Here is a 5,778-nt window from a genome sequence, read left to right on the forward strand (position 1 = left end):
GACGTTTCTCAATTTCATTGAGAAACCTAAGCACGTTAGGGACTTCATCCCTAAAACCCTGAAACTTCTTTTTTTCGTTCAATTGAAAATTGAATGAAAAAAAGAAGTACCAAAGCTAGGAGCAACAACATGCAACTAAAACAGGTATGGGGAAAGATCAAAGATATCATTTTTGGCGTGATCGCAGCACCGCTACTCATCTTCATTATGGTGCTTGCTTCGATACTCGATCAAAGAGCGTTTAAGAAGGAACGCAACCAAAAAAAGGAACAGGATAAAACCTAATGGCGATTGCTCGTTTAAGTGTCAAAGTTGGTAAGGCAGGCAAGGCAGCACCGCATGCTGAATATATAGATCGGGATGAAGAAAAAAAGAAAAAAGAGGAACAGGCTAAAACTGACCTTGAACATAGTGACTATGGAAATATGCCGAAATGGGCAGAACATAATCCGATTAACTTTTGGCAGGCAGCGGACCTTTACGAGCGCAAAAATGGCAGTACCTACCGAGAATATGAAATTGCCCTGCCTAGAGAGATGAATGCCGAGCAACGCCTAGAACTGGTTGAGGACTTCATTCAGTCTGAAATTGGCTCAAAATATCCGTATCAGTTTGCGATCCATAACCCTAAAGCAATGGACGGCAACGATCAGCCTCACGTTCACCTCATGTTTAATGAACGTCTACAAGATGGAATCGAGCGAGATCCAGAACAATATTTTAAACGCTATAACAGCAAGAATCCTGAACGTGGCGGAGCTAAAAAAGACAATACAGGCAAGAGTTACCAGGAACGAAAAACCGATATTAAAGACCTACGCCAAAGATGGGCAGATTTATGCAACAGCCATTTAGAAAAACACCAAATTGACAGCCGTATTGATATGCGAAGCTACAAAGAGCAAGGCATAGAGAAAGAACCCGAAAAGAAACTATTACCAAGCCAAGCTAAAGACCCTGAAATCAGGGAAGCCTTGCAACAGTCACGTACAGCCTATAAAGAGCTTGAACGACTAGACTTAGGCGACCCGAAAAAAGACCTGAAAGACCTCAAAAACAGCCCAATTTCAGACAAAGAAATTAAACAGGGTATTGAAAGCTTTAAGGCTGATTTTGATAGCTTCAAACAGCTTGCTTTGGAACAGTACAAAGAACAGCAGAAATTAGAACGGGAGCAACAGAAAACCATGAGTTATAAGGGGATGAGCCGATGACACCTGATGAAAAAAAGCTATATGCACTGATGGCAGTTGCAGAACAACAGCAGAACCTAGTCAATCAGGCCGTTAAAGAGCTTCAAATCACCGAAGAACGCATTCAGAAGGTTATCGCAGGGCAAACCCATAGCACCGTATCAAAATCGCTAAATACGGGCTTACAAGAGGGTACATCGGAGCTTATTAAGACCGCTAAGGCACTTGGACGCTTGAATAATTCAATTGAATCAGCCAGTGATCAATTCTCATGGAAAATCATCACAATAGTTTTGGGGATTTTTGCCATTCTTATGCTTGGCATCATTTGGTTATTTGCTGTTTATATCAAACCGCTTGAGAATATTTCTAAGATTGAAAGTTTAAGAGAGGATGGTATTCAGCTTGAGATTCGAAGTTGTACTGTTGGAGAAGAATCTAAACCATGTGTGCGTGTGATGAAAGAACAGTGCAATTATGGAAAAAATCATGATTTATGTGTGATCGACCCTATATAGAAAAATTCGAAAACAAAATTTGAAAGTCTGTTATGCCAATAATTAGAGTTTTAATACTCATATTTTTACATCAAAAGTAATGAAAAAGTAAAGATTATGCCTTATATTGTCTTTACATTATTGGTTCCTTGGAGGGATTAACCATGTCCGCAGTCAATTTCAATATGCGTTTAGAAGCAGAACTAAAAGAAAAAGTTACTCCTATTTTGGAGGACTACGGTTTAACCATGCCACAGGCATTTAAACTGTTCTTAAATCAAATTGTTAAAACGAAAACGATTCCATTATCTTTTGATTATGCGAGGGAAACAGCTTTAACCCCTAAAGCAGCAGCAAAGTTGCTTCAATCTCTTAAAGAAATTGAAAATGGGGAGTACACCGAGTACGAAACAGTAGAAGAAGCCATCCAAGCAATGTCGGAAGAAGCTAATGGCTAAACGAAAAATCGTCGTAACCAGTTCATTTAAAAGAGACATTAAAAGACGTTACTTAGATTTAGTTACGGCTGAATGGGCCGAGGTACTGGACTGTTTAGTCGCTAATAGTCCATTGCCTGAAAAATACCTAGATCACCCCTTAAAAGGTGGTGCTGAGTTTAAAAATTGTCGAGATTGCCACGTTAAACCCGATTTAGTCTTAATTTATAGGCTCGTAGGGGATGATGTTTTAGAATTACATCAGTTAGATAGCCATTCAGAGATTTTTGGTTAGGTGACCATTTAGACCTGTTTTAATGTTTTAAAATTAGTAAAAGTTAAGGAAATTTTTATGCTACAACGGTCAAGTTTAGAGAGAAAAGAGTTTAAGGAAGATGAACTTAAACTGATTAAAAAGTTTGATGTAAAGAATCTGGCAGTTATTTTTCCTGAAAATCTTAACCAATTACTGATTTGGACTTCTGAACTTGCTCAACATAATCATGCTCAATTTATTGAGTTTAGTAATAAGTTAGGACTTATGGCTGAGGACAATGTAGAAGAACGAGAAGAAATTAATAAGAAGATTAAGTTTTATAGAAATAGTGCATTTGAAGAAAACCAAATAAAAGATTTCTATCTAAAGAAGCTACTGGATCAGGGGGAAGCGACCGTAAGGGGATATATCAAACATCCGATTAAGCAGAATACGAAATATGCCGTAATTTCTTATCATGGATATGACTTTGTTAGCTTTGCGACGCCTGAGATTATTGAAAAATCTCCCTTAAATTTCATTGATTTTGTGCAAATTGAAGCACCAAAAACACTGGCTGATATACACCCCGATGAAGCTCTACTGCTATCAACTATCAAGGATTTTATAAAGCCCTTTAAAGAACAATATAAAAAAATAACGAGCAAAAATAGGGAGATTAAAGAACATAATGCGGTCGTACATGAAATTTATATAAAAATTAAAAATAAAGAAGCAACTCTGCAAAAATCAACAGACTCGAAGCCTAAAGAATCTAGTCCAAAGTCTACTGAAAATAGTGCTGTACCAGTAGAAATGAAGCAGGTGGCCATTCAGAAAAATATGGCTCCACAAGAAAAGCCGATTACAGTGATTAAGAAGCGAAAGTTTGCTTTAAACAAAGAAAAGTAAATTTTAATTTAAAAATACAAAGAAAAAGCCCATCGAGTATTGAAACTCGACGGGCTTTCGCTTTATATTCAGCGGTACGCAGTTATTTGATGCTTCAACATCAAGTAACGAAGATCAGCGGAGTACCACCTCGCACTGATTTCACACTAAGGCTTGTACCTGAACTCTATTTTCACAATAAACAGTGTTTATATCAAGTCCCAATATGATAAGTCTTCGTTAATTCGTGTTTTAAACCATCAAATAAGTATCCTAGATCGAGCTTTGCCCGCTTCTGCGTGTCCGTTTTACGGTCGGCATGCAGTACGTGTGGTAGGAGTAAGTGTCACTGGCGTATTGTAGCTATAGTCGAAAGGCTAAACCGCTTACAGGGGAACTTCACATAGGCGGAGCGTTGGGAGTAGTTACATAGGACTTGTTAAGTTGCATGTTGGGGAAACCCTCGCAGAGATACAGGCAATGTAACGACAGGGAGCGCGTGGAGCGAAGTGCAAGACTTTGAGTCCTTGTCTGCATAGTCAGCAAAGCTATGTGCGGATACGACCGATATACGTGGCTCCGAAGCCAAATATATACAGGTAAATCGGCAATACTTAGGGGATATGTCATTTTTTTAAATGACAGCCCTTAGGGTGAGTATTGCCGAAACTCTCTCAACCGTTTCCAAAGCCAAAGCACGAAGTGCGACGCTTGGATAGGTTGAGTGAGTTGAGATCATTATAGATAACAGTCTTTTTGTTCTTTAATATAAATACATTACGGATAGGTTAAATGGTTAGTCTAACTTTTAAAAACTTAATGAAGTTGATTGAAAATAATCCTTTAAATGATACAAGTAATATTAAATATGTTCGTCATAAAGATACTAAATCAGATATTTTTAATGGTTCTTTTTTTGATACTTCTAGTTTAGAAATTTATCAGAAACAACAAGAAACTAATGTTTTCAAAGGTATTAATTATATTGTATCTTTTATTGGAATTGAGGGGACTAAATCGCTCTTTTGGGGAGTTTTTAAAGTTAAGAGTGAATCTTTTCAAGAGAATAATGAATATAAATATGAGTATGAGTTAGAGGAAGTTCAATTATTTAATGAATTAAAGTTTAGAGTTGTTATTGATTGGGGGCACCCTTCTTCTGTTCGATCATGGCATCAACATTATGAGGATAAAGATAAAGATATCTTAGAGATAAGACCCAAAAACTCATTAGATAAGTTTCCTGGATATGAAAAAGTTAACTTATCTTGGAAAGAGTTAAAGATAGTATTAGACATGGAATCTTGGAAAACAGCATTTCAAAATCAGAAAGCTGTTTATTTAATTACAGATACATCTAATGGCAAATGCTATGTTGGTTCTGCATATGGTGAAAAGATGCTATTAAATCGTTGGCAAAATTATGTCACAAGTAAAGATGGTGGGAATGCTCAATTACAAGGATTATCTAAAGAACATATTCAAAATAATTTTAGATATTCGATATTAGATATTTTTAAAGCATCGACAAACGATAATGTAATTATTGCTCGAGAGAGTTGGTGGAAAGAAACATTAATGACTAGAAAATTTGGGTATAACTCAAATTAATTTTTTAAAGATAAGCTTTAAGTTTCTCTAAAATTAACATAATGCACGTTATACGAAATGCTTTTTTTATTCCTTTAAAAATCAATTTCTTATATACTATTGAAAAGCCCATTCACCCTCGAATGGGCTTTTTTAATGATTTATCACGTTCCACGCTTATTTATTAAACAATGTTCCACGGTTTTAAGTAGCTTAACTGCATAATCAATTATTTTCTTTTTCAGTCTTTTTACGTTGATTTAACACCTCTTGACCTAAGTCTTTCCAAATCTGCCATTTCATATCGTTAGGATCAATCTCCGCTGTTTTAAGTAGTACACCGAGCAGTTCTGCAGGGTCACGTTTATCTAGGTTGGCGATTTCAAATAGTGCGCCTAACTGGATCAGGTGACGAGTACGCGCTTTACGTTCAGCTTCTTTTTCTGCATTCAATAATTTTCTAACAACTACCTTTTGCTTATTTGCTCGATCTATGGCTTTTTCTGCTTTGATCAGTGCATTTAATTTCTTTTCTTGTTCAGGTGTTCGATATTGAATTTGAGCAATTTCCAATAAAAGTTTTTGGGCGTCACTCGGATTTTTTAAAGCAGAAATATAGGTTAGTCTTTCTGAAAACCATTCATTCGTCATATTCAATTCCTCAATTCAGATACCGCATAAGCACAGGCTCAATTCTCAAAGAACGATAACAAAATAATTACGTCCAATGTCCGCAATTTTGTTAAAGTTCGTTCTAGAGAAGTTCGCCTATACTTCCATCAATTTTTTGATGGCGCGCTTAGACGTTTCTCAATTTCATTGAGAAACCTAAGCACGTTAGGGACTTCATCCCTAAAACCCTGAAACTTCTTTTTTTCGTTCAATTGAAAATTGAATGAAAAAAAGAAGTACCA

General features: G+C 36.3%; 8 protein-coding genes. 7 read left to right on the top strand and 1 reads right to left on the bottom strand.

The features are described from left to right. The first annotated feature begins 129 nt into the window (after positions 1 to 129). The 7 genes from FTU45_RS14845 (at position 130) to FTU45_RS14875 (ending at position 4,885) form a co-directional block, all read left to right on the top strand. Complete coding sequence (locus FTU45_RS14845; protein ID WP_180076664.1) at positions 130 to 285, top strand: hypothetical protein; 156 nt, start codon at positions 130 to 132, stop codon at positions 283 to 285. Then, on the top strand, positions 285 to 1,214 hold the full coding sequence (locus FTU45_RS14850) for a MobA/MobL family protein (protein WP_180076665.1): 930 nt from the start codon (positions 285 to 287) through the stop codon (positions 1,212 to 1,214). Before FTU45_RS14845 ends, FTU45_RS14850 begins: the two co-directional genes overlap by 1 nt. After that, positions 1,211 to 1,711 (top strand): hypothetical protein, encoded by a 501-nt coding sequence (locus FTU45_RS14855; protein ID WP_180076666.1) that lies wholly within the window; start codon positions 1,211 to 1,213, stop codon positions 1,709 to 1,711. The genes FTU45_RS14850 and FTU45_RS14855 overlap by 4 nt, the downstream gene beginning before the upstream one ends. A gap of 143 nt (positions 1,712 to 1,854) precedes the next feature. Beyond that, positions 1,855 to 2,148, top strand: coding sequence for a type II toxin-antitoxin system RelB/DinJ family antitoxin (locus FTU45_RS14860; protein WP_005098404.1), 294 nt, complete (start codon positions 1,855 to 1,857; stop codon positions 2,146 to 2,148). After that, entirely contained in the window at positions 2,141 to 2,422 is a 282-nt protein-coding gene (locus FTU45_RS14865) for a type II toxin-antitoxin system YafQ family toxin (RefSeq protein WP_180076667.1), read from the top strand. Before FTU45_RS14860 ends, FTU45_RS14865 begins: the two co-directional genes overlap by 8 nt. Positions 2,423 to 2,479: 57 nt before the next feature. Then, entirely contained in the window at positions 2,480 to 3,295 is an 816-nt protein-coding gene (locus FTU45_RS14870; protein ID WP_107010146.1) for a hypothetical protein, read from the top strand. 771 nt (positions 3,296 to 4,066) lie between these two features. Continuing rightward, positions 4,067 to 4,885: a GIY-YIG nuclease family protein gene (locus tag FTU45_RS14875; RefSeq protein ID WP_180076668.1), complete on the top strand. Its 819-nt coding sequence runs from the start codon at positions 4,067 to 4,069 to the stop codon at positions 4,883 to 4,885. A gap of 204 nt (positions 4,886 to 5,089) precedes the next feature. Here FTU45_RS14875 and FTU45_RS14880 read toward each other — a convergent pair whose 3' ends face one another. After that, complete coding sequence (locus FTU45_RS14880) at positions 5,090 to 5,515, bottom strand: conjugal transfer protein TraD (RefSeq protein WP_180076669.1); 426 nt, start codon at positions 5,513 to 5,515, stop codon at positions 5,090 to 5,092. Between the last annotated feature and the right edge of the window lie 263 nt (positions 5,516 to 5,778).

This window comes from Acinetobacter sp. YH12106 (assembly GCF_013418995.1).
GTDB lineage: Bacteria > Pseudomonadota > Gammaproteobacteria > Pseudomonadales > Moraxellaceae > Acinetobacter > Acinetobacter pseudolwoffii.

Bases quoted from the DNA above. Each gene is read 5' to 3' on its own strand.
- FTU45_RS14845 (WP_180076664.1), top strand. From the start codon at position 130: ATGCAACTAAAACAGGTATGGGGAAAGATCAAAGATATCATTTTTGGC.
- FTU45_RS14850 (WP_180076665.1), top strand. From the start codon at position 285: ATGGCGATTGCTCGTTTAAGTGTCAAAGTTGGTAAGGCAGGCAAGGCA.
- FTU45_RS14855 (WP_180076666.1), top strand. From the start codon at position 1,211: ATGACACCTGATGAAAAAAAGCTATATGCACTGATGGCAGTTGCAGAA.
- FTU45_RS14860 (WP_005098404.1), top strand. From the start codon at position 1,855: ATGTCCGCAGTCAATTTCAATATGCGTTTAGAAGCAGAACTAAAAGAA.
- FTU45_RS14865 (WP_180076667.1), top strand. From the start codon at position 2,141: ATGGCTAAACGAAAAATCGTCGTAACCAGTTCATTTAAAAGAGACATT.
- FTU45_RS14870 (WP_107010146.1), top strand. From the start codon at position 2,480: ATGCTACAACGGTCAAGTTTAGAGAGAAAAGAGTTTAAGGAAGATGAA.
- FTU45_RS14875 (WP_180076668.1), top strand. From the start codon at position 4,067: ATGGTTAGTCTAACTTTTAAAAACTTAATGAAGTTGATTGAAAATAAT.
- FTU45_RS14880 (WP_180076669.1), bottom strand. From the start codon at position 5,515: ATGACGAATGAATGGTTTTCAGAAAGACTAACCTATATTTCTGCTTTA.